The sequence below is a fragment of the Opitutaceae bacterium TAV5 genome, assembly GCA_000242935.3.
Taxonomy (GTDB): Bacteria; Verrucomicrobiota; Verrucomicrobiia; order Opitutales; family Opitutaceae; genus Geminisphaera.
In genome coordinates, this window is the sequence record CP007053.1 from 3528013 (window position 1) to 3548564 (window position 20552).

Below are 20552 nucleotides of genomic sequence, written 5' to 3' on the forward strand. Positions count from 1 at the left end.
CACGACAACCTCCCAGGCGGGCTTCGCCGGCGAAGCCCGGGAAACACCCGCTGCATCCGCGGCCGCGCACTCCCATGGCTGAACACGGATTCCGCCGCTGGATCATTGTCATCACGGTTGTCACGGCGACCGTGATCGAGCTGATCGACACCTCGATCGTGAACGTGGCTCTGACGCAGATGAGCGGCAACCTCGGCGCCACGCTCGAGGATGTGTCGTGGGTCGTCACGGCCTACGCCATCGCCAACGTCATCATCATCCCGATCACCGGATTTCTCGCCGCGATTTTCGGCCGGCGAAACTATTACCTCGGCTCCATCATCCTGTTCACGGTCACGTCGATCCTGTGCGGCAACGCCACCAATATCTGGGAACTGGTCGCCTTCCGTTTCCTGCAGGGGATCGGCGGCGGGGCGCTGCTTTCGACCTCGCAATCGATCCTGTTCGAGACCTTTGAGGAAAAGGAGCGCGGCATGGCGGCGGCGATCTTCACGGTGGGCGTGATTTTCGGGCCGACCATCGGGCCGACGCTCGGCGGATGGATCGTGGACAACTACTCGTGGCCGTGGATTTTTTATGTGAACATGCCTGTCGGCGTCGTTGCGGCATTGCTCACATGGGCGTTCATCAAGGACCCGCCCGATGCGATGAAGCGGCGCGTGACCATCGACTGGGCGGGCATCGGATTGCTCGCGGCGGGCATCGGCTCGTTGCAGTTCGTGCTCGAGCGCGGGGAAACGAAGGACTGGTTCGGGACGGGCTACATCACGGCCTTCACCTGCGTGGCGGTGGCGGCGCTGGCGGCATTTGTGATGTGGGAGCTCCATGCCAAAAACCCGGCGGTCAACCTGCGCGTGCTGAAAAACCGGTCGCTGACGGTGGCGGCGCTGCTGACCTTCGTGGTCGGCTTCGGGCTCTTCGGCTCCACGTATGCGGTGCCGGTTTTTTCGCAACAGATCATCGGCATGACAGCTTACGAGACCGGCCTGCTGATGATGCCGGGCGCGCTGGCGGCGATGGTGATGTCGCCCATCTCCGGCCGGCTGATGCAGCACGGCTTCCCGCCGCACGTGCTGGCGATGGCGGGCTTCGCGATGCTGGGGCTGTTTTGCTGGAACCTCGCGGTGCTGACGAGCCAGATGGGTCCGCAGGATTTTTTCTGGCCGCTGGTGTTGCGCGGCGTGGGCATCGCGAGCCTGAGCGTGCCGCTGACGACTATGGCCGTATCCGGGCTGCAAGGACGCGATCTCGCGCAGGGCGTGGCGCTCAACAACATGATGCGCCAGCTCGGCGGCTCGTTCGGCATTGCGCTGATCAACACCTATGTGGCGCACCGGAATTTCTCCAATCGCACGGGCCTGCTCGCGCATGTGGGCGCGGGAGACCGCCTGGTGCAGGAGCGGCTGGCGGCGTTGACCGCGTTTTTCCAGGCAAAAGGCGCTTCGATCGAGGCGGCATCGCGGCAGGCATATCTGATCATCGAGCAAATCATTGTGCGCGAGTCGGCGGTGATCAGTTATGCGGATACGTTCCGGGTGCTCGCGGTCTTTTTCGTGCTCTGCGTGCCGGTGGTGCTGCTCATGAAAAGGAGCGCCGGCGGCAGGATCGTGGGCGGGGATCACTGAGGACCAATACCAGCGTCTCTGATATTTTTGATCTTACACAAAGATCGCGAAGAGCGCCAAGTTCAGGGAACCAATCCTTTGGGATCTTTGTGTAAAATCCGGAAGTTTGGAGACGTTGGTATAGCAGGCCGGGCGCTCGCGGGGGGATTATGGATCGTGGCGGTAGCCGATGCCGTGGACGGTGACGAGAGTGCGCGGGGTGTCGGGTTTTTGTTCGATTTTTTTGCGGAGCTGCGCGACGTGCTGGTCGAGGGTGCGGGTGGTGCCGAAATACGAGACGCCCCACACGGCGTTGAGCAGGGTGTCGCGCGCGAGGACGGCGCCGGGATGCGCGGCGAAGACCTCGGCGAGCTTGAGTTCGCGGGCGGTGAGAGCGACCGGTTCGCGGTCGGGAAGCGTGGCGGTGAGCCGGTTGCGGTCGATGCGGGCTTCACCGAGCGTGAAGACGGGCGGGAGTCCGGCGGCGGGGGTGCGGCCGTTGCCGGGAGCATCGGCGGCGAGCCGGGCGCGGCGGAGGAGGGCTTCGACACGGGCGAGGAGTTCGTGGACGCCGAAGGGTTTGGTCACATAGTCGTCGGCGCCGAGCTTGAGTGCGGAGACCTTGTCGATCTCTTCGCCCTTGGCGGTGAGAAAGAGCACCGGGATGCGGGCGTCGTGCGCGCGAAGCTCCCGGCAGACATCGTAACCGCTGGCGCGGGGCATCATCACATCGAGGATGACGAGATCGTATTTTTGTTGAGGATACAGGGCGAGCGCCTGCGCGCCGTCGCTGGCGGCGGTGACGTCGTAGCCTTCGCTTTCGAGCGTGGCGGCGAGACCCTGGCGGATGTTGGGGTCGTCTTCGGCGATGAGGATGCGGGCGATCATGGGAGAGCCGGCTGCGCCGGCGGAGTTTGTAGTTGGTAGTTTGTAGTTGGAAATGGGTGGGGGGTGGACGCGTCAGTTTCCGGTTTGCGGAGGGGGGATTGCAGGCAGGCGGAGGATGAAGGTGGAGCCGCCGCCGGGGCGGTCTTCGTGGCGGAGGTCGCCGCCGAGGCCGCGGGCGAGCTGTTGCGCGATGCTGAGGCCGAGTCCGGCGCCGGCCTGCGCGGCGGTGAGGGTGTCGTCCACGCGGTGGAATTTTTCGAAAACGCGGGCGCGGTGCGCGGGCGGGATGCCGGGGCCGCGGTCATGGACGCGGAGTTCGACGCCATCCGTGACGGCGGTGAGATCGACCGTGAGCTCGTGGCCGCCGGCGGCGTACTTGCAGGCGTTGTCGAGGAGGTTGAGCAGGATCTGTTCGAGGGCGTCGCGGTCGGTGGTGACGGTGAGCGGCGCGGACGGGAGGACGCGATGCAGGGCGAGACCGGCGTCGGCGAGCCGGGGTGCGTGCGCGTCGAGGAGCGCGGCGACGGCTTCGGTGAGATCGAGCGGGGCGAGCTGGTAGTTTTTGCGCCCCTGTTCGAGGCGGCTGAAATCGAGGACGTTGTTGACGAGGCGGGCGAGGCGCTGCGTCTCGCGTCCGATGGTGCGGAGGTAATCGGTGCGGCGGGCGTCGTCGCGGACACGGCCCTGTTCGAGAAGTTCGGCGTAGAGGCGGATGGTGGTGAGCGGGGTTTTGAGTTCGTGGGAAACGTTGGCGACGAAGGAGGTTTTTTGCGTGGCTTCGGCATCGCGGAGGCGGGCCTCGCGGGCAAGGAGAGCGCCGCCGGAGAGGATGGCCGCGAGGAGAATGGCGACGAGGAGGCCGCCGAGGGTGAGAAAGCCGGAGCCGGGAGAAAGGCTGCCGTTGGCGGGCAGGGCGACGAGGCCGGCCACGCTCCAGCCGGGAAGAAGATCGGGGGCGATCGAGGCGGTGGCGACGGGTTGTGTGGCCGAAGTGGCGCCGGCGTAGTGGCGGGCCGGGGCGGCGTCGGTCGCGCGGAGCTGGTAAGCCTCGTCGGCGGAAAGCTCGGCGGGAAGGGCGTCGCCGAGGCGGGCGGCAAGCTGGACGAGATCGACTTCGAGGCCGAGCCAGTCGCCCGCGGGGAGCTGGCGCCAGGCGTAGAGGTGAAGGCCGTCGGAGGCGTTGTGGGAAGTCCACGTGACAGGATACGCGGGAAGGGCGGCGGGAGCGGCAGCAGCGGCGGACGCGGGCGCGGGAGGGGGTGCGCTGCGGAGTTCGGCGGCCTGGCGGTTGTGGCGGCCGGCCGGTTTTTCGGGGGCGTATGCAACGGCGGCGGGCGCAGACGGTGCCGGTTCGGCCCGGGCGCTGGCATCGGCGGTGGTGTCGGCATCGGCCGGAGAGAGGGAGGCCGAGGCGGCGAGAGAAGGGGTTTCGTCGAAGCGGAGGGAGGCAGATCCGGCATCCATCCCGGCGGACGCTGCGGGTGGAGTCGGCGCGGCGGCGGCGACCATGGCGTCGGAAGCGAGATTGCTGTTCGCTTCGGTGAGCAGGGCGCTGCGGGCGCGCTGTACCTGGGCGACATTGGCGTAAACCTGTTTGCTGAGGCGCTGGTCGGCCTCCCGGACCGGAAGGGTGGTTTTCTCTTTCGGGAGGTCCAGGGAGAACATGTCTGCGCCCGGGACGGGAGTGGCGGCGGCCGGTTCCGGAGGAGCAACGAAACCTCTGGAGGCGGTGGCCCGGGGGGCCGAAGGCGAAGACGACGCGAGCCAGGCTTGCAGCGCGGTGGTGGCGGTTTGCCGGGCGGATGAGGCCGGGGCGGGGTGGAGAATACGGCCGTCGGGCGAAGCCCGGAAAACCAGGCGGAGCAGGGGAGCGCCCTGTTGCCAGCGGTCCAGATATCCGGCGTCGGGATCGGCGGGGGCCTCGGCGAGGAGCGAGGCGAGGCCGGTCCGGGCATCGGTGAAAAGGAGCGCGAGGTTTTCCGCGATGAGGGCGGTGCGGCTGGCGATGGCGGCGCGGCGGGCGTCGAGGGTGGCGCGGGCGCGTTCGTTGATGCGGGCCTGCTCGCGCGTCACCAGCCAGAGGGCGCCTGCCGCCACGCAGAGCGCGGGGACGAGCAGGAGAAGCCAGTAGCAGAGGGTGCGGCGGCGGGCGGTGGTCATGCGGGAGGTGATGATGGTGATGGCGCGGGGGATGGCGAGAGCGGGAAAGGGGGGAGGGCAGAGGCCAGAGACCAGAGGCCAGAGAACAGACTTCGGCTACGACAACTGCTGGCCCTCCGGATTCTGGCCTCTGCCCTCTGGTCTCTGGCCTCTGGTCTCTGGCCTCTGGCTTGCGGGCGGGACGCCCGCGCCACAACAGACGTGCCGCTTCCCTCTTCGGGTGGGTTATGGTGCGTCGGGCGTGGCGTCGTTTTTCACGCGTTGCTGGTTGACGGTTTGCAGGGAAGAGGCGCGCCAGGTCTTGCGGGTGGCGTTGTCGAAGTTGCCGGTGGCGATCTGTTCCGCGGCGGCGGCGGGGGCCGGAGCGAGAGTGGAGACGGCGGTGTTGTTGTAAGTGCCGCCGAGGACGCGGAATTCATCGCTTTGCGCGTTGAGGAGGCGGGCGGCATCGTCGCGGCGTCCGGCGTCGACGAGCGCGATGGCGCGGTCTCTGGTCTCGGCGAGCTTGTTTTCGGCGTAGTCGGCCTGCACGCGATGGTTGGCCGAGGCGATGACGGTTTTCTCATCGGTCGTGAAGGTGACGCTGGCCGTGGCGGCGGCGTTTTGCGGGCGACCGGTCGTGGCGTCTTCATAACGGATGGCGGCATTGGCGACGGGACGGTTGCGACCGGAGGAGGCGGCGGGCGAGACTTCGGCTTCGACGAGGACGAATTTTTCCTGACCTCCGTAAACCTGGCCGAGGTCGATGCGGGCGCGCTGACCGTCGATGGAGCCGTCGCGTCCGACGATATGGCGGGGGCGGACGCCTTCGGGGAAGGTGACTTCGACGACCACCGAACGGGCGACCACGCTGAGAACATCGCCGAGTTCTTCCGAGAAGATGCGGGGGAGATCGGCACTGTGTTCGACGAAGTAGGTGTTGCCGTCGGAGCGGCGGGCGAGGCGGGTCATGAGGTCCTCGTTGAAGCCGAGTCCGAGGCCGATGGTGGTGACGGAAATGCCTTCGCGGCGGAGGGCGGCGCCGGCGCGGCCGAGATCGTCGGGCGAACTCGGGCCGACATTGGCAGCGCCGTCGGAGAGGAGGAGCATGCGGTGCGAGAGGATGCGACCGGCAGAGTGTTCGCGGGCGCCGGAGCCGGAGCTGACGGGTTCGGCGGATTTGCGGAGCTCGGCGGCGGCCTGGGTCACGCCACCGTAAAGGGCGGTCATGCCACCGGCGGCGATTTCGTTGATGGCATCGCGCAACTGGCGTCCGTCGCCGAGGCGCGCAGCGGGGCGGAGGGTGCGGACTTCACTGTCGAAGACGACGAGGGAGACGATGTCGTCGGGCGAGAGGTGGTTGATGGCTTCGAGGGCGGCGGCGCGGGCCTGGCGGATTTTTTCGCCGGACATGGAGCCGGACTTGTCGATGACGAGGGCGAGGTTGACGGGCGGGCGGTCGGCGCGGGCGGGAGAGCGGTCACCGGTGAGGCCAACCTTGACCACGACGGTTTCGGCGCGGTCGGCGGGGAGGACGGGACGGTCGAGCTCGACGGTGAGCTTGACCGGAGCCGGAGTGGCGGCGGCGGGCGGAGTGGCGGCGGTTTTGGCGAAGGAAACGGCGGCGAGGCCGGTGGCGAGGAGCGAGACGGCGAGAACGGCGAGGTTGCGCCGGGCGGTGCGGGTGTGGTGGCGGGTGTTGGTTTTCACGCCGGCCATTACACCACAGGGAGGGGAGCGGTTGTGTCAGGCGTTGGTCAGGGAGATGTCAGGGAATTGTCAGGACGGGGATATTTCAGGGAGGTTCTGCCAATGTTTTTTGAACAGAAGAAAACGAAGGGAACGAAGATATGAACAAAGAAGAAATCGGTCAGGGTAAAATTGTCGTGCTCCGGGGGGATCTAAAATCCCGTTTCCCAATCCGGCAAACCAACCGCGAATGAACGCGAATGGTCGCGTACCGAGCGAAGCGACAGCCTGCCATAAAAACACAACAAAATCACATTTAGAGCGGTTCAGATAAAGCTGTAGCCGTTTTTTAACCACGGATTTCGCGGATTATCACGGATTCAAACCATGCCTTGCCGCTTCCTTCTTATCCGTGAAAATCCGTGCAATCCGTGGTTCTGTTTTCAGGATCCTGTACTGCTACAATTTTAAAAAAATGCTCTAAATTGATTAACCGGTGGAGGGAACGTTGTGCATCGGAAATCGGAAGCTGAAACCTTGGTGATGCTGTGTTCTCTTCGTTGCCTTTTGTTCAATGTCCAGGGGCACGCTTCAGATGGAGGATTTCAATGGCCCGAGGTGTGGGCGGGCACAGGGTGGTGGCGGGTGGTCGCCCCGTCGACCCAGTCGCCGGTGATCATGACGGTTTTGGCGCGGGCGGGGATGCCGTGTTCGTTGTGGTGGATTTGCTCGACGACGAGTTCGACGGCGGCGGCTCCGAGGAGGGCGTTGTTGAGATTGATGCCGCTGAAGGTGGCCTGGTCGCGCTGGAGGTTGAGGCTGGCGAGGGCGACCTCCTCGGGAACGCGGTGGCCGAGATCGGCGAGCCACCAGCCGACGATGTGCTGGAGAACGAGAATCGCATCGGGCCGGTGGCGGGTGAACCAGGTGTCGAAGCCTTCGGGCATGCCGGTGTCGGGCAGGCGGTAGTGCCAGAGAAAGGGAGGGATGCGGTGCGCGGCGGGCCAGCCGGCCTGGGCGGCGAGGTAGCCGCCGACACGTTTGCGCTGGGTGCGCTGGTTGTCCTCGTGACGGATGGCGAGGCCGATGCGGCGATACCCGAGTTCGCGGAGGCGGTCGGCGGCGAGGGCGGCGGCGGAGAAGTGGTCGTTGTCGGCGCGGTGGAGGTTGTGGTTGCGCAGCGTGTATCCGATCGCCGCGCACGCGAAATGCTCCCAGTCGAAGTCGATGTCGGTGTGCGGAAACGGGTCGGCGAGCGGAGCGAGGATCGCCCCCGGGATGCCGCGGGCGCGGAGGATGGAGCGCATGCGCTCGCCGGAGATGCGCGCGCCGGTGGCGTCGGGTGCGACGAGGGAGAAGTGCTCGATTTTGTAGCCGAGCATGGCGGCGCGCTCGATGGCGCCGTGATAGATGTCGGCGGCATGGGTGCGGCCGGGTTCGAGTTCGGTGAGATCGGTGTTGGTGGTGAGGTAGGCGAGGGTGGGGTGCGACTTCGGCGGGCGTCCGTTGCGGAGCTGCGCCATGAGCGCAGAGACGAGCGGATTGGTCCGGTAGCCGATCCTGGTCGCTATTTTCTGGATACGCTCGCAGGTCTTGCGCGGCAGGCTCGGATGGTTGCGAAGGGCGCGGCTGACAGTCATCCTGGAGACTTTCGCCCGGTTAGCGATGGTTTGAAGCGTGGGAGGCTTGGAGGTGCTCATGGGCGAAGCGTGAACGGAATACGGGAACGCGTTATTTTTGTGCGAGGAATGCGGAGAGATCGGTGGTGACGGCAGCCGTAAAGTTGTCGGCATTGCCGCTATTGCCTCGCTGTCTGGATACGTTCGGGAAACAGCCGGTCAGGCCTCCGTCAATCAGGATGCCGCTGCTTTCATCAAAAACCCGTCGCAATTCCGAGGTGCGCAGTGCCGGGCTCAGATCGAAGCGGATCAGAACGGCGTTCAGCTTTTCGAAGAGCGCAAAAAACCGCGGCCAGTCCTGCCACGGAGGAAAACCGTCCGGGCGAGACCAGGAGCGAAGAAAACTCCAGTCCGCTTCGCGCACCTGGTAATGCCGTTCGCGGCCCTGGCTCGTCACCTGCACGAGTCCCGATGCAGCCAGTTCGCGCAAGGCATCCTCCACCGTCCGCGGGAAATAACAGGTCGCCCGCGCCACTTCCGCCGCCCGGCCGCCGTTCGGGTGAGTCAGCAGCCAGTGTACGATCTCGCAACGGGCCTGCACACCAAAGAAGGCGCGCAGCTTCCATGACAATGCCGCTGCCACGTTGGGGTTGGGAGCCCGGCTCAGGCTTCGTGGACGAATGACGCCCCGGCTCCATCCGTATTTCAGAAACACGGGGTCGGCCATGCCATACACCGGTTGCGGAGCGCCATCATGGCGGGAAACAAAAAGCGGCACAGCCGCTTCCACGGGTTGAGCGCCGGTGCTTTCGAGGGAGCGCTCGCCTCGGGTTGCAGGTCCGGCTCCGGCTTTGACTTCGGCGGTCAGTTCGGCAGCCAGCTTTTTCCATTTGGCGAGCGCGGAGCGTTGTCCGAGCCACCCGGATACGGCTGCGAGAACGCGGGCGTCGCCCAGGCCGGGCGTCTTCCGGATGTTGCGCAATCGTTGCAGGTTCACCCACTGCGCATGGGCCCGCAGCCAGTCCAGCATCTCGTCAAACAGCCTTGGGTCGCTGCGGGCCAGGTTGGCTGACGCCAGCACCAGAGCCTCGATGTCCACGCACCAGCGAGTGTCTTCGGGCGAGGCGGCACCGGCCACACCGAGCACAGTCCATTGTTTCCAGAGCAGATCGAGCATGGCGTCATGGATTGCGACGACGGAGGCGGGCAAGGAGGATGAGGTGGACATGGTGGAATGGGGAGAAGAGCGCGTCAGAGTTGGCGGGCTGATCCCCCGCAAACGACCAACTCGTAAAAGGCCCCCGGAACGAGGCCCAGCCGTTCATTCAGGAGAGACAGCGCTTCATCCAGGTGGCTTTTATAAATTATAAAATTCATGATATTTAAAATAAGGTAATAGCACTTTTTAAATATCCATGATTCATGGCGCAATCTTCTTTCCCCGGATGTACCGGTTGCGTGGGTGCAAACCGGCACAGTGCGCGGCTGGCGGTCTTTCCGGAGACTTTCGCACGGTCGGCGATGGTTTGAAGAGTATGGGTTTATTCATGATTTTCAGATAATTGCCTGTTTTTCAGATTACGGGTAACACAAGATGAATATCGCCTGGATCCAGGAAATAACACAAGGGTTTTGTCAGAAACGAGCCAGCGCCCGTTTCGATGACCCAAACCTCGACAGCACCCAGATTGCCCATGAAGACACATCGCTTATTATCCTTTGCGCTCCGGCTGATTCCCCTTGCCGGTGCTTTTGCCCTCACCTCGTTTGCCGGAGCCCAAACCATCGTTAACGGGAGCTTTGATGAAAGCAGCGGAGCCAAGATTGCCCCGGAAACGGGTTATCTCCAGGCGGCGCCCTATGGTTGGTCGTGGGATAACAGCAGCTTCTACTGGATCGCCGATGGTGGACTTGACGGGATCCGGTCTGACGACGGAGGCGTCTTTGTCGGCCTGCAACGCGGGAGCACGACGCAGTTGCTGGACGCGGTTTTGAGGCAGAGCCTCACCGGCTTGGCTGCGGGAGAAAGCTATGAAGTTTCCTTTCTGGTCAGGGCTCGTAACGCCGTTTCTGAAGGCGGTACCTGGACAGTGTCGGTAAGTGACAGTGACGCGATCCTGGGAAGCCTCAGCGATAACCCGATTGCCGGATCATGGGCGGAATATTCGTTCGTGTTTATTGCCACCGACGAGAATCCGGTTCTGAGGCTGTCGTTTACCAACAATCTCGGCGGTGATTACATGGTTCTCTTTGACAATTTAACTGTAACACAGGTGGTGCCGGAACCTGCCGCCATGGCCGCATTCGCAGGAGCGGGAGTGCTGCTGGTTGCGTTTGTCCTTCGCCGCCGTCGCAACACCTGACCCTGACTCCCCATAGCTGTCGTTCCCATAGTTATCATGAGAAGGTTTCCTCTTTTCGCCTCTGTGATTCTTGCGATGGTCCTGACCGGTGTCTTCGCCACCACATCGCTCCCTGCGCAGGCCCTGCGGAGTGCGAGTTTCGAGGATGGCGCGCCGCCCTCGGGGTTTAACCAGAATGCTCCCAGGGGCTGGGGTTGGGAAAATGGCAATTTTTACTGGTCTGCAAGCGGTGGCCTGGATGGCCTCACTGCGCAGGACGGGAACGCATTTGTCGGCCTGCAACGCACCGGAACGAGCGACGTGTCTGCCGTGCTCAAACAGCAGATAACGGCCCTCAGTGCAGGGACGTCTTATGTGGTTTCGATGTGGGTTCGCGCGCGCGTCGGCTCCACCAGCGGCACATGGACGGTCTCGGTCATTGACGGGGCCGACGTGCTGGCGACCCGCAGCGATCATGCCAGACCCGGCCAATGGGAGCAGGTGTCGGTTTCATTCACGGCGACCCGCTCCGAAGCGACCCTCCGGCTCGGTTTCAAAAATGAAAGCGGGAAGGATCAGATGGTCTTTTTCGACAACGTATCCATAACCCCGGACGGCAAATAATCCTTATGACACCTGCTACCCCAAAAACCTCGCATGGCTTCACACTCGTGGAATTGCTCACGGTGATCGCCATCATCGGCATTCTGGCGGCAATTCTCATCCCGACAGTCGGCAAAGTTCGCGCCACGGCCCATGCGGCGGCCTGCCTGAGCAACATGCGACAACTGTCGCTTGCTCTCCTCGTTTACAGCGAGGGCAACCGCGGCGTGTTTCCCGACAATGCCTTCGTTTCCCGCTGGGATCGCATGGCGCTTTCCACATTCACCAACGGCGATCCGGTTCCCTACAACCCGATCCTGCATTGCAAGGCCGACAAGGTGGTCAGGGACACCGCCACACTGGGGGCCACGGTCGCGGGACAACCACGGTCGTATGCGCTCAATCCCGTCATGATCAATTTCAACGGAAAATACGGAAATCCTGCTCTTTGGGGATCCGGTTTGCCGGAGGCAAACAAGGGCATCCGGATCAATGCCATCGTCACGCCAAGTCGCATGCTGATGCTGCTGGAGCGGTTTCATCAGGACAACGGGTTTACCGAGGGGCGGGAAGTGGCATCGGCAGGTTTTGCGGATACGCACGGAGGCGCGATGAACGGCGCCTTTTGCGACGGCAGTGCGAAGCGTATCAAATTCTCTGCTACGCTCAATGACATCAGTCCGGATGGCGGTGGCCAGCTCAACAATTTCCACACCGGTTATCTGCGAAACGGTCCCTGATCCGGTCGGCCTCCGCCACCTGCCCCGCCCGTTCCGTTCTCTCTTCGCATTCCCCTGTGCGTTCCTCATGCTGCCTCCTGCGATTCGCCGAAGTGAGGAGCTTTTTTTCTCCAACCCATTCAGAAGATAATGACATTCCTGTCCCGTATCATCTTTCCGGCTGCGCTCATTGCCTTGGTCACCGCCCCCACTCTCCAGGCGGCGGTGACGACTGAAATCACGCCCGCCGACTATCCCGGTCGCTTGCTGGCCATCACGTCGGGACGCTCCGGCTCCTCCGCCTCCATACCGCTGCTCTCGGGCTTCGGACCGATCTTCCGGGACGGTTCAGGGCTGCGTTATCCGGGGGACTACCGGGTGAGACTGCTTTCCGACCTGAAAAGCGTGGACGGGAGCGGGCGCACGCTTCGTTACCAGGCGTCCGACGTAGCCGGAGAGCCGGTGTTCTCGATCACCCTCGCGGACTTTCCGGACGGCGGGGGAATGTCGCTGACCCTGGCGGGAGAATCCGGAGATTTTGCGGGCGTGCATCCCGGCCGTCTCCCCGCGCAGGACGGGCTCGCGGGGTTTAACCTGCCGACCCGCCACACCGAGGATCATCCCGGACATGGCCGGTTCCCGAATACGTTTTATCATCGCAAGGCGGGCGTCTGGATACGCGGCGATTGGGACCTGGACTATAGCAACGCCAGTCTTTCCCGGGAACTTTATCCGACCGGCGTCAGTGCGCTCGAGGGCGAGGACGCGGTGTTCTTCCCGGGTCTCGGCGTGGAGGGCAAGGCATCTCCGGACAGCACCCGCATCACCGACTACTACCTGGGCACGGCCTTGCTGTATCAGACGGGACAGGACGGGAAGCGGAAGCCGTTGCAGGAAAGGTTCCGCCTTTATTGGGGCGAACATCTTTGGGCGGCCGTCGAAAAGCCCGACCTCAAGCCGAGCCCGTATCGTGAGGTGATGCGCGATCTTCTCTACGTTGACATTTGGGACGGGCACTACCCGGACCGCTCCGCCTTCACCGCGTGGATGCAGGAAACCGTGGGCAAATACGTGGGCGGGCTCTGCATCGTGCAAAACTGGCAGGGCGGTGGTTTCGACTCCAGTCTGCCCGAGTCGATTTCCGATGCGCTGCCTCCTTCGCAAGGCAAGGCGGGCACGCCGGAGCAATTGAAGGTGTGGATGGAGCAGATGAAAAGCTGGGGCCTGGCCGGGCTGCGCACCAATTATCAGCTCTACCGCGACAAGGGCGCGCCTCTGCCGCAGACGGTCGCCCGGTCGCTCGATGAAAAGGGGAAGCCCAAATGGCACACGCAGGTGCAATCCGTCCTCGAAGTGATCACGCGTCAGGAAAACTACATTCGGGATCACTACGCTACGACTGCCTCCTTTTCCGATCAACTGACATCGGTGGGACACGGCTGGCCGTATGTTGACTTCACGCCGGGCAACCCGGACGCCGGGACGATTCGCGGAGCGCGGGCCGGGCTGCGCGCGCAGGCGCACCGGATCAAGGAGATCGTGAAGGGGCCGCTCCTGTCGGAGACGCTCAACACGCAGTTCCTCATCGGCGAGTATGTGGACACGGGCGACTACGGGATTTTCGAAGGATTCAACCGCCTGTTCACGCCGGAGTTCAAGTTGCGGCGTTTGCACGGGCTTTCGGTGTTTCATGGCATGGGGCTCAGTTACCGTTATTTTTACGGACCTCCGTATGGCGGCACCGACAGGCAACCCAGGGGGTTTGCGATGTATGCGGCGGCCTGGGGACCGGGTTCGGACGATTACCGGGCCATGACCATCGCCTACGGCAACGCGGCCTACCTCGACTACGGGCCGCAGCGGGTCACGTATGACAAGGCGCTGACCGAGGCCATGACCGTAGGCGTGTTGCAGCGTTATTATCTGTATCAGCCAGTGAGCGAAATTTCGTATGAGACGCCCGACGGATGGGAAACGCTGGAGGCCATCTTGCTGGCGGGGCACGATCCGAGGCCTTTTTTCGCCCGCATCAAGGTAGTGTATGCGAACGGGCTCGTCGTGGTCGTGAACCGCAAGAACGAACCACTGGCATGGCGGCTGCCTTCGTTTGGCGACGTGCTTTTGCCCAGGTATTCGTATGCCGTTTATTCGGACGATGGCGCGGTGGAGGGGTTTTCGGGCATCCCGGCCGGCACTGGAGATTCGTCGTTGAGAATCGACTACACCAGCGACCGGAACCGGAATCTGCTCTTCATCAATCCGCGGGCCACGGGTTGGCGCGACCTGCCGGCGGCGACGATTTTCGAGAACGGAGATACGGTGTATCAATTGCCCAAAAAAAGGCGTTACCGTCCGCACGTCACGAATGGGGCAGACTGGACGCTGGACGATTTTTCCGGTGCGCTGCGTTGGTCGCCGATGGGCAACCGCAAGGCGCGAATCGTCGAGGAGGGGGACGATCTTTTCGTACGGATCGAATCGGATGACCGTCCGTCGCGCCTGGACCGGCAGATCGGGCGGAGGATGGCCGGGACGGTGAAGTTGCGCTACCGGACAGAGGCCGAGGCAACCGTCGCGAGTGTTTCGCTGATGCGATTCGGGAGGGTTGACGGAAGCATGCGCGAGATTACCGGACGCAAAACGGTCGCCTTGCCCGGCACGTCCGGTGAATGGCGAGAGGGCGAGGTGCCGTTCCGTTTCCCGGAGGACGGGGCATTGCATGTCGTCCTGCGCCTTGCGGCGGCCGATCCCGAAGCGGCCGGAGCCGGAGTTGTCCGGAAAGCGGCGACTCTGGATGTGGAGTCCGTCCGGATCGTTGAGGGAGAGAACAGACCATGATGTCCGGCGGACCGTTGCAGGTTGCGTCGGGCAGACTCGTGGCGGGCTTGCTGGCGGGCCTTGTCCTTGCGGGGATGTACCCGTCCGGGGCGCAGGCGGGTGACGCCGCCTTGCCGGAGATCGTTGTCCCGAAGGTGGCGACAGTCGTGGTCCTGGATGGGAAGGGCGGCGATCCTGCATGGGAGAGGGCGGTGCGGATTGATCTTCGGGATTTCTGGCAACCGACGCAGGGCGCAGAACCGGCGGCGCGCACACGGGTGTCGCTGTTGCACGACGGGGAGACGTTTTACCTCGCGTTCGATTGCGAGGACGACGACATCCGGGCGACGTGCGCCGACCATGACGGGCAGACGTTTCGTGACGACTGCGTGGAGTTGTTTTTCGGTGCGGACGATCCGCGCGGGGCGTTTGTCGCATGTCTTGAAATCAACGCCATCGGGACGGTGGCGGATTATTACTACCAGCACGCGGACTGGATAAACTACCGGTTCGAGTCGCGGGCGCGGGTGGAGGTTTCGCGCTCACCGCATTTGGACGGGAAGGGAAAGGGTTATCGGGTGGAGGTGGCGGTGCCGTTTGTGGCGTTGCAGCCGATTGTGAGTTTGTTTGTCGGTGAGGAACGGGGAAGCGCGATGCGTCGGGGCGGAGCTCCGGAACGTCTTCGGGCGAACTTTGCGCGATGGGATCGCGGCAGGGCGGAGGCCGGCAAGAAAGACCGGTTCACGATCTGGTCCGATCCGCAGTTTCACCAGCCGCATCCGCATCGCCCGGAGCGGATGGGGTGGTTGAGATTTGAGCCGTAGTTTTTTGGCACCGCGCCGATGCTTGAGCGACACACGAAAACGCCAGCCAGCCGCCCTCCTTGCGGGCTGAGGATCACGAGAAATCCGGTCGGGCTTTGGAATCCGGGTGCGGACGATCACACCTTTCGGGGGGTATCCATGCACGTAAAATAGTCAGATAATATTTATTTATATATAATTGTTTATAAATTAATTAAGAATTTTTAAGATTACGAGTAACGTAACAAGAAAGTCGCCTTGCCCGGAGCATCAACATCAAGGTCTTTTCCTGAACGAGCCAGCGATCGTTTCGCTCTTCCTGACCATTCCCCCCCCTTTTCGCCTTCAAATCACCCACACGACCCTCACCCATGCGTCCATATTTTTCAGGAATTGCCGTTTTTGTCCTGCTGTTGCCTGGTTTGGCTTCGATGGTCGAAGCCGCCTCTATCTGGATCGATGCGGAAGACACTACGGCCAACAACTTCTCGCGCGGGCATGTGCTGGCCGAAATGCGGGCCGATGCGGCGGGCGCGGCGGGCGGGTCGTACATGGCGGTGCAACGTTCCAGGGCCGTTGCCGCCGCTCCTTATTTTGCCAGCTACTCCTTTCGCGTCACGAAGCCCGGCAACTACAAGATATGGCTGGCCTGCTCGCCGCAAAATGCCGGCTGGGCGTCGCCGTTTTATCTGCAACTCGACGGGCTGCCGTTCATTTCGCTCAAGGGTCGCCCGACGTTGAGCAAGGTTTATGGGCTCAAGCCGCACACTTACTTTGGCTGGGTCAACGCCGGCACTTATGATCTGGCGACGGGCGAACACACGCTGCGCCTCGAGGTGCGCGATGTGCGGGCGATGGATGACGACTATGTGGCGTTCCTCGATTCCATCTGGCTGACGCAGGATCTCGCCGTGGTGCCCGAGGACATCGTGCCGCCGGAGTCCGGTTTGCCGTCGTGGCAGGCGCAAGTGGAGGCAAAGGGATTCGATCCGCTCGTGAAGGAAATCCGCGCCGGGTATTACCGGAAACGGCTGTCGGCAGCGCGCGAACGGGACGGCGCCACCAGCGCGGCCGATGTCGTGGCGAAACTCAAGTTACGTCCGTTGCCGGGAGCGGCGATCCGTGGTCCGGGGCCGCATGAGTTTGGCGTGCATGGCATGGAGAAGCCGTTTGTACGCGCCGGAGTGGACACGGAAAAAATCCGGCTCGCCTACGAATTGCTGGCGCGTGCCGGCGTGCAGAGCTTCCGCACGGCGGAGTCGTGCTGGCACCGGCTCGGGGAAAATTACGACAACTTCACGGAGCTCGATTATCAGGTGGAGAGCGCAGCGCGTTATGGAATGACGCAGCTCCTCACCGTCGGGTATCCGCCATCACCCTACAGGATATCGACGCAAAGCGGCCTGTCGGCAGTGAAACCGGAGTACCGGGAAAAATATCGGGATTACCTGGAGCGTTTGCTGCGTCGTTACGCGGGGCGAGGCGTGATCCGTTATGTCGAACTCGGCAACGAGGTCGATGCGCCCAATCCGTGGTGGCGCGACTCCACGCCGCAAATGTACGTCGATGAAATGAAGCTCGTCCACGAGGTGACGAAGCGGATCGAACCGACTGCGCAGACCGTGGCGTTTGGCGCGACGTATTCCCGCCGCGAAGATCGCGGAGGTCCCGACGGGGGTCGCCGGTTCATCCGCAAGTGTCTCGATCTCGGAATCGCCGACTACACCGACACCTGGTCGATCCACTACACCTGGCCGCTGGCCGAGAGGGATTTCCCTGCGTTCATCCGGCGTGAGGAGGCGGAGCGTTCGATTCTCCCCAAACCTCTGCTCAACACGGAGGAGGCCGGTTACGGACACCCGTCCGACATGCTGAAACTCTTCGCTCGCGACTTTTACGTCCATGGGATGCCCCGGGTGGATTATTACCTCGCCCGCGACTGGTATGAGGCGGGCACGCTGATTTATTCGGGTCTCTTCGACCTCGACTGGAACCCGAAACCGCGCCTGCTTGGCTACGCCGCCGCCGTAGACGCGATGCAGCGGCGCGTGCTGGTCGGCATGCTCGACACCGACGACGACCGCGAGGTGTATGTACTCGAAAATACGGAGGATGTCGGTGCGGATCGTCCGCGCCATGCGATTGTGGCGTGGGTGAACTCGCCGCAAATCCGCGAGTTTCACGCGCCGGGCCTGCGTCAGTCGCTGCCCGGTCTGCGTCGGCAACTCGACGGCCTGAACGGCGAGGTGTCCGCGATGAACTGGAATCTCGATCCGCTGCCGCTGGCCGGCCCGGGCGTCGTGGAAATCGGCCAGTATCCTGTCATCATTTTCACCGACACAAAACCCGACTGGCCGCTGATCTCCGGCGCACAGTGGCTCGAGAAACAGGCGCAACGCAAAGCCGATGCCGAGGCTCTGGTGCCCGTCCGGTGAGAGAGACACCCCGTTGCCACATTTTTAGCCAACCACCATGAAAACCCGCTCCTTGATCGCCTCGTCGTTCGCATCGGCCGTTGTGGCTGCGTTTGCGATGTTCACCGCGGCTGCGCCCTGCGCTGCCGACACGTTGTGGTTCCCGGCGTCCGATGCCACGGCCACCACAAACCAGGTTGCGATGATCAAGGCCGAGCGTGGCGTCGAGGCCAACGGCGCGCGCATCCTGCAACTCCAGTCGTTCGCGGACGGACCGCATCAGGCGTCGTTCAGGTTTCTGGTGCAGAAGCCCGGCACCTACAAAATCTGGGCCTCCACCACGCCGCAGACCGCCGGCTGGGCCTCGCCGTTTCTCGTGCTCGTGGACGGGAAACCACTCGGAACCGATACCGGAACGGCTGCCAAAAGCCTGCCCATTGGCAGCACGAGACCGATCTACGGCCTGGCCAACAATCCCGGGCTTTTTCAGTGGTTCTGCTTCGGCGAGATGGCGCTCGAAGCGGGCGAGCACGAAGTGACGTTTCAGATAACAACCCGGCGTGCAGCCAGGGAGGCCAGGGGGCAGGCGTTCGCGTTTTATCTGGATTCGTTGCTGGTGACCGATGACGCGGCCCTCGCCCCGTCCGGCCCACGCGCAAAGGAGACGGCGGAGGGCGCGCCCAGATAAAAACTGACCGGGTAAACCGATTGAAACGAATCCCTGAAACTTGCCCGACTCTCATGCGATCACATTCCGCACTCCCGGCACTGGTTGTTTTACCCGCACTCGCCGGGTTGTTGTTTTCCCTCGCAAACACGACATCGGCAGCAGCCTCCGCTGTGGCCAAGGTTTTTCCGTCCGTCTGGATCGAGGCCGAGGATGCGGACGAAACGAATTTCCTGCCCGGAGCCGGTCCGGCGAACATCACACCCGAAAGCCCGGGCAACTCGGGCGCGGCATTTCTCACGCTTGCCGCCAAAAAAACCGCGGACGGCAGCCCGCAGTTTTTCGCAGACTACCGTTTCCGGATCAAGGAGGCAGGGACGTATCGCCTGTGGGCGGCGGTGTCGCCGCAGGATGTGGACTGGACATCGCCGTTCACGCTGACGTGCGACGACGGGCCGGCGATCAGTCTGGAAAACCGTCATGCGGCCAGCGGGCGTTACGGAAATCCACCCCGCAACCAGTTCGAATGGATCGATGCCGGCACGGTGACGCTGACGCCTGGCGAACACGTCCTGCGCCTGGAAACGATCCGTCCGCGCACCAGCGCGCGCGACAATCTGTTTCACGCCTTCGCCGATGCGTTCCTGCTCACGCAGGAACTCGACTATATCCCGTCCGGAGCGTATCCGAAATACACGACACAGCGCCCGTGGGCGGAGGTGATCGGGGACACGCCTTGGGAAGAGTTCGTGTTGCAGGCGCAACTGCCGTTTTACCGAAAAAAACTGGCCGGGACCGAAGAAGGCGCAGGCGAGGAGGCAGAGCGTGAGGTATTGCGGAAACTGATGGCGCGTCCGTTGCCGGCGGCGGGCTCCGCGATCCGGCCGCCGGGACGTTACGAATTTGGTGTTCACGGCATGGAGGCGCCGTTTGTGCGGGCGGGCGTGGACATGGAAAAGGTGCAGCTTGCCTACGAGTTGCTGGCGCGGGCGGGCGTGCAGAGCTTTCGTACGGCGGAGTCGTGCTGGAGCCGTCTCGGGCGCGATTACGACAATTTCACGGAACTCGATTATCAGGTGGAGAACGCGGTGCGGTTCGGGATGACACAGATGTTCACGGTGGGTTATCCGCCCGGTGACTTTCGCGTCGGCAAGGGACTGTCGGCGGTGCGTCCGGAGTTTTTCCCGAACTACCGCGATTACCTGAAAGCGCTTCTGACGCGCTACGCCGGGCGCGGGATTTTTCATTATGTGGAGCTGGCCAACGAGGTCGATGCGCTGCGGCCATGGTGGGTGGATTCGACGCCCGCGATGTATGTGGACGAGATGCGGATGGTGAAGGAGGCGCTGGTCGAGTTTGCGCCGGGGGCGCAGACGGTGGCGTTTGGCGCGACCTACTCGCGCAACGAGCAGATGGGCGGCCCGGAGGGCGGACGCCGGTTTGTCCGGCAATGCCTCGATCTCGGCATCAACGACTACGTGGATGTGTATTCGCTCCACTACACGTGGAAACTTTCGGAGCGCGATTTCCCGGCCTTTTTCCACCGCGAACTGACGCAACGCGAACTACCTCCACGCCCTCTGATGAACTCGGAGGAAACCTCGCATGGACCGCCGTCCGACATCATCAAACTCTTTGCCCGCGACTTCCTGCTGCATGGCATGGTGCGCGTGGACTACTTCATGTCGAAGGACTGGTTCGAACTCGGGTCGTGCCAGATCATCGGCCTGTTTGACCTGACCTGGAAGCCCAAGCGACGCCTGCTCGCCTACGCCGCCGCCGTGGATGCGATCCAGCATCGTGAGTTGCTCGGCATGGCCGAGCCCGCGCCGGGGGTGGAGGCGTATGTGTTGCGGTGGGCGGGCGAGGGATCACCGGTCGGCGCGGAGTATGCGAGCGTGCTTTGGGACAACGCGGGCGGCGACACGCCTTCTGCCACGGACCTCGCATCGACCCGCACGCAAATCGTCGGCTGGCGGGAGGTCGTGCGCGCGATGGACTGGAAGCTCGACCCTGTCGCCATAAGCGACAGCAACGGCAACGCCACACTGGAAGCGGAGACGGGCGGCAAGCCGGTGATCGTTTTCAGCAAGGCTGCGCCCGACTGGAAACTCGTGACGCCCGCGCAGTGGCTGGAGCGTATCGAGCGGGAGAACCGTCCCGAGGAGAACATCGTCCCGTCCGTGCCGCTGTAAGCTTTTCCGTTCGTTCCGAACGCAAACATCAAAACCAAACCTGAACACACATA

Annotated in this window: 14 protein-coding genes; 9 read left to right on the plus strand and 5 right to left on the minus strand. The window is 63.2% G+C overall.

Annotated features, from left to right (window positions below):
- Positions 1-74: 74 nt before the first annotated feature.
- Positions 75-1625, plus strand: a complete 1551-nt coding sequence (locus OPIT5_15120; GenBank protein AHF91344.1) for a major facilitator transporter — start codon at positions 75-77, stop codon at positions 1623-1625.
- A gap of 147 nt (positions 1626-1772) precedes the next feature.
- On the opposite strand, the gene OPIT5_15125 is transcribed toward OPIT5_15120, so the two are convergent.
- The 5 genes from OPIT5_15125 to OPIT5_15145 form a co-directional block, all read right to left on the minus strand.
- Positions 1773-2492 carry a transcriptional regulator gene (locus tag OPIT5_15125; GenBank protein ID AHF91345.1) on the minus strand — a complete coding sequence of 240 codons (720 nt, stop codon included), beginning with the start codon at positions 2490-2492 and terminating at the stop codon, positions 1773-1775.
- A 72-nt stretch (positions 2493-2564) separates the two neighbouring features.
- Entirely contained in the window at positions 2565-4652 is a 2088-nt protein-coding gene (locus OPIT5_15130; protein AHF91346.1) for a histidine kinase, read from the minus strand.
- A gap of 225 nt (positions 4653-4877) precedes the next feature.
- Entirely contained in the window at positions 4878-6350 is a 1473-nt protein-coding gene (locus OPIT5_15135; GenBank protein AHF91347.1) for a von Willebrand factor A, read from the minus strand.
- 575 nt (positions 6351-6925) lie between these two features.
- Positions 6926-8020, minus strand: a complete 1095-nt coding sequence (locus OPIT5_15140; protein AHF91348.1) for a LacI family transcriptional regulator — start codon at positions 8018-8020, stop codon at positions 6926-6928.
- Between the two features lie 31 nt (positions 8021-8051).
- Complete coding sequence (locus tag OPIT5_15145) at positions 8052-9167, minus strand: hypothetical protein (GenBank protein AHF91349.1); 1116 nt, start codon at positions 9165-9167, stop codon at positions 8052-8054.
- A 466-nt stretch (positions 9168-9633) separates the two neighbouring features.
- On the opposite strand from OPIT5_15145, the gene OPIT5_15150 reads away from it, so the two are divergent.
- The 8 genes from OPIT5_15150 (at position 9634) to OPIT5_15185 (ending at position 20499) form a co-directional block, all read left to right on the plus strand.
- Positions 9634-10302, plus strand: a complete 669-nt coding sequence (locus OPIT5_15150) for a glycosyltransferase family 1 (protein ID AHF91350.1) — start codon at positions 9634-9636, stop codon at positions 10300-10302.
- Positions 10303-10338: 36 nt separating this feature from the next.
- Positions 10339-10905, plus strand: coding sequence for a carbohydrate-binding protein CenC (locus OPIT5_15155; protein ID AHF91351.1), 567 nt, complete (start codon positions 10339-10341; stop codon positions 10903-10905).
- A 5-nt stretch (positions 10906-10910) separates the two neighbouring features.
- Positions 10911-11624 (plus strand): N-terminal cleavage protein, encoded by a 714-nt coding sequence (locus OPIT5_15160; protein AHF91352.1) that lies wholly within the window; start codon positions 10911-10913, stop codon positions 11622-11624.
- A gap of 129 nt (positions 11625-11753) precedes the next feature.
- Positions 11754-14441 (plus strand): hypothetical protein, encoded by a 2688-nt coding sequence (locus OPIT5_15165; protein ID AHF91353.1) that lies wholly within the window; start codon positions 11754-11756, stop codon positions 14439-14441.
- The gene (locus tag OPIT5_15170) at positions 14438-15244 is read left to right on the plus strand and encodes a hypothetical protein (GenBank protein AHF91354.1); all 807 of its coding nucleotides are present in this window, start codon (positions 14438-14440) and stop codon (positions 15242-15244) included. Before OPIT5_15165 ends, OPIT5_15170 begins: the two co-directional genes overlap by 4 nt.
- Positions 15245-15594: 350 nt before the next feature.
- Positions 15595-17658 (plus strand): hypothetical protein, encoded by a 2064-nt coding sequence (locus OPIT5_15175; GenBank protein AHF91355.1) that lies wholly within the window; start codon positions 15595-15597, stop codon positions 17656-17658.
- Between the two features lie 37 nt (positions 17659-17695).
- Positions 17696-18325 (plus strand): hypothetical protein, encoded by a 630-nt coding sequence (locus OPIT5_15180; GenBank protein AHF91356.1) that lies wholly within the window; start codon positions 17696-17698, stop codon positions 18323-18325.
- A gap of 53 nt (positions 18326-18378) precedes the next feature.
- A complete protein-coding gene (locus OPIT5_15185) occupies positions 18379-20499 on the plus strand; it encodes a hypothetical protein (GenBank protein AHF91357.1) in 2121 nt (706 codons plus the stop codon).
- Positions 20500-20552: the final 53 nt, after the last annotated feature.